Raw genomic sequence first — 3685 nt, 5'->3', positions numbered from 1 at the left:
CATTCCGGCCATCCATGGCGTGGGAAAAAGCCGCATTTATTTTGTGGATCGTTACGACAAGTTTTCGATCTATGACGTGGACTTTGTGCCGATTCCCACGGTGGAGCAGCATCCGCCAGCGGTTGCGGGGCTGCACTTCTTTGGCGTCGTGCAATACATCGGCAATGACCGTACTGAAGACTGGGCCGAGTTTTACCGCGAGCTGTTTGGCTTTACCGACCTGCCCGACGAACAGCGCTTCGGCATCCTGCCCAAGGGACGCATCCTTCGCAGTCCTTGCCCGCCTTCGTCGCGCTTTTACCTTCAGCTGATCGAGCCTGAAGCCAGCGTGCTCGACGTGGAAGGGGACGAAAGCCTGCAGCGCATTGGCCTGGGCAGCGCAGACGTGCTGGCCACTGTCGGCGAGTTGCGCAAGYGCGGCGTGGAATTCCTCGAGTCACCCGGGGTCCATACCGAGGACCGCGGCGCGCTGACCAAGAGCTGGATGGGCAGCGTGAGTTTTGAGCTGGTCCATGACGTACGCTAAACAGGCGCCAGGCATGAGCCACTACAGCGGCAACATCGACGATTTCGGGATGGACACCATCTCGCTGGCAGGTCCGCTGGAGGCCAAGCTCAAAGCCGTGCGCGAGGCTGGCTTTACGCAGATCATGCTCGCTGCCAAAGACCTGGTAGGCCATCCAGACGGCATGGAAGCCGCCGTCGCTGCGGTGCGTGCAAGCGGTTTGCGCGTCACCGGGTTCCAGGTGTTGCGTGATTTTGAGGGGCTGTCCGGGCACCTGCACGACTACAAGATGGACATCGCCAAATCGATGCTGGAAATGTGCCATGCGCTGGGCTGCCGCCTGCTGTTGATCTGTTCGTCAACCTCGGTGCACGCCACGGGTGAAACCCAGGCGCTGGTCAGGGACTTGCGCAAGCTGGCCATGCTGGCGATTCCGATGAATATCAAGATCGCCTACGAAGCCTTGTCGTGGGGCCGCACCGTCAATGAGTTCCCGCAGGCCTGGGACATTATTTGTGAAGCCGACATGCCCAACCTGGGTTTGGGCTTTGACTCTTTTCACATGTTTGCGACCAAGACCTCGCTGGACGAGCTCGACATACTGGATCCGGACAAAATTTTTCTGGTGCAGCTGGCTGACTTCATGTGGACGGAAATCAAGTCGGTCGAAGAGCGCATTGCCACCGCCCGGCATTTCCGCGTGTTTCCAGGCGAGGGCGTGCACAGCGAAGCGCTGGCCACGCTGGTCACCAAGCTGCATGGCCTGGGCTACCGCGGCGATTACAGCTTTGAAGTGTTCAACGACGACTACCAGCAAATGCCTTTGCCGACGGTGGCCCAGCGCGCATGGCGCTCGGCCCTGTGGCTGGGGGAGGATGTGCTGCGCCGTTCCGTGCCGCTGCCTAACCAGATCCGCCTGAAAAAATGAAACCCCCGCGTTCGTCACTTCGTGCCTGCGGCGCGCTGCCCCTTTCCTTTGTGTATGAGGCGCGGTTTTCCTTGGGGCGACCCGGTGGAAAACCATCAGTCATTGTTTTTTGAGAGTGCACGGCATGAGCAGTATTTTTGAAGGTTTTTTGTCCACGCCGGAAATTCTGGAGGCCTTCAGCGAGCGTAACTTTCTGGATGCCATGTTGCGCTTTGAGGCTTCGCTGGCGAGAGCGCAGGCCAGCGCCGGCCTGATCCCCGAGGCCGCCGCGCAATCCATCATCGGCACCTGCAAGATCGAATTGTTTGATGTGGCCAAGATCGTTCGCGAAAGCGGGCGCGCGGGCAGCATTGCCATTCCGCTGGTCAAGGCCCTGAAGGAAACCGTGGGCCTCTTCAACAAGGAGGCCGCCGGTTTTGTCCATTTCGGCTCGACCTCCCAGGACGTGATCGACACCGCGCTGGCGCTGGTGACCCGCAATGCGTTGGACCTGATTGAGGCCGACATCCGCAAGGCAGTGGCGGCGTTGCTGGTGCTGGCCCGCCGCCATGCCGCCGACCCCGTGCTGGCTCGCACGCTGATGCAGCCGGCATCCGTCACCAGCTTTGGTTTCAAGTGCTCGGGTTGGGCTGCGCCGCTGGCGCGCAGCCTGCAGCGCCTGCAAGTGGCTGGCCACAATGCGCTGGCCGTGCAACTGGGCGGGGCCGTCGGAACACTGGCGCAGATGAACGGCAAGGGCCCACAAATCATGGCGCATATGGCGGCCGACCTGAAGCTCAAACCTTCTGCATTTGCGTGGCACACCCAGCGCGATGAGTGGGTGGCGCTGGGTTGCGAACTGGGCCTGCTGGTGGGCAGCCTTGGGAAGATCGCCAAAGACATCTCCTTGATGGGGCAGTACGAAGTGGGCGAACTGGCAGAGCCGACCGAGCCGGGGCGCGGCGGTTCATCCGCCATGCCGCACAAGCGCAATCCGGTCGCCTGCATGGTGGCACTGGCTGCAGCGCAGCGCGCGCCGCAGCGCGTGGCCGCCCTGTTGGCCGCCATGGCGCAGGAGCATGAGCGCGCCCTGGGGAACTGGCAGGCCGAATTGGCCGAATGGCCGGGGCTGCTGATGTCGGCGCACGGATCCGTCCGCGCCATGGCCCAGGCCCTGCCTGGCCTGCAGGTGGACACCCAGCGCATGAGCGCCAACCTGGATGCGTTGCGTTCCGTGCTGCCCGCCGATGCCGCCGACGAATGGTTTAACCCGGCGCTGGCGCGGCACGCGTCAACACTCGCGCATGCGCAGGCCGACGCTGTTGAAGCACTGGTGGGGCAAACGCACACTGACAGCCATCGCACCAAGACCGCAAAAAGGTAAAACCATGAACGACCATGACAAGGGAATGATCAACCGCCGGCGCGTGCTCGGTGATGCCTGGGTGGACCGTTCCATCGCCAAAAGCAATGCCTTCAACGGCGAGTTCCAGAACTTGATCACGCGCTATGCGTGGAATGAGGTCTGGGGCCGGCCGGCGTTGGGGGACAAGACGCGACGTCTGATGGTCCTGTCGACCATGATTGCGCTCAAGGCGTATGAAGAATTTGCCATGCATGTCCGGGCCGCGCTCGACGGCCCGCCGGAGTCGCGGCTCACGCCGGACGATATCAAGGAAGTAATTCTGCAGGCCGCCATTTACTGTGGTGTTCCCGCCGCCAACCATGCGTTCTCTGTGGCGGGCGAGATCCTTCGCGAAAAAGGCCTGCTCGCTGACTGACAGGGCGTGYATTTGCGGGCTTCCAAGCAACTCATCATCATTAAAAGAAGTATGAAAAAACCTCACCTGCATTGCATCAGTGAAGGCCAGGGGCCTGTTGTGGTGCTCAGCCATGCATTGGGCTGTGACCTCACGATGTGGGACGGCGTGACGGCCGTCCTGAAGAACCGCTACACCGTGCTGCGCCATGACCACCGCGGCCATGGCCAATCGGAAGCGGTGCCCGGCCCTTACACACTCGACCTGTTGGCCGATGATGTGGCGGGCCTGATCAAGGAGCAGGGTGGCGCCCCAGTGCATTTTGTCGGGCTCAGCATGGGCGGCATGACGGCGCAGGCGCTGGCGGCGCGGCATCCGCAGCTGCTCAAAAGCATCGTCATTGCCAACGCCGCCCTGTTTTACGACGACGCGGCGCGCGCCATGTGGCAGGCGCGCGTTCACACCGTACAGGCCCAGGGCGTGGCGGCGATATCAGACGGTGCGATGCAGCGC

Annotated in this window: 5 protein-coding genes; all 5 read left to right on the top strand. The window is 62.2% G+C overall.

From position 1 onward, the window contains the following. The coding region (locus tag AC1D1X_RS18215) for a VOC family protein (protein WP_477698825.1) at positions 1-526 on the top strand (526 nt) is incomplete at its 5' end. Between the two features lie 13 nt (positions 527-539). Further along, positions 540-1433, top strand: a complete 894-nt coding sequence (locus AC1D1X_RS18210) for a sugar phosphate isomerase/epimerase family protein (protein ID WP_477646438.1) — start codon at positions 540-542, stop codon at positions 1431-1433. Between the two features lie 124 nt (positions 1434-1557). Next, entirely contained in the window at positions 1558-2796 is a 1239-nt protein-coding gene (gene pcaB / locus AC1D1X_RS18205) for a 3-carboxy-cis,cis-muconate cycloisomerase (protein WP_477667896.1), read from the top strand. Between the two features lie 4 nt (positions 2797-2800). Continuing rightward, a complete protein-coding gene (locus AC1D1X_RS18200) occupies positions 2801-3193 on the top strand; it encodes a carboxymuconolactone decarboxylase family protein (protein ID WP_477667895.1) in 393 nt (130 codons plus the stop codon). Between the two features lie 51 nt (positions 3194-3244). Further along, positions 3245-3685 (top strand): alpha/beta fold hydrolase (locus AC1D1X_RS18195; RefSeq protein WP_477698824.1); only part of this gene is annotated, 441 nt, incomplete at its 3' end.

The organism is Polaromonas sp. P1_G4, from assembly GCF_056405475.1.
Note: the sequence above shows the minus strand (reverse complement) of the source record. Positions and strands in the feature narration are given on the sequence as shown.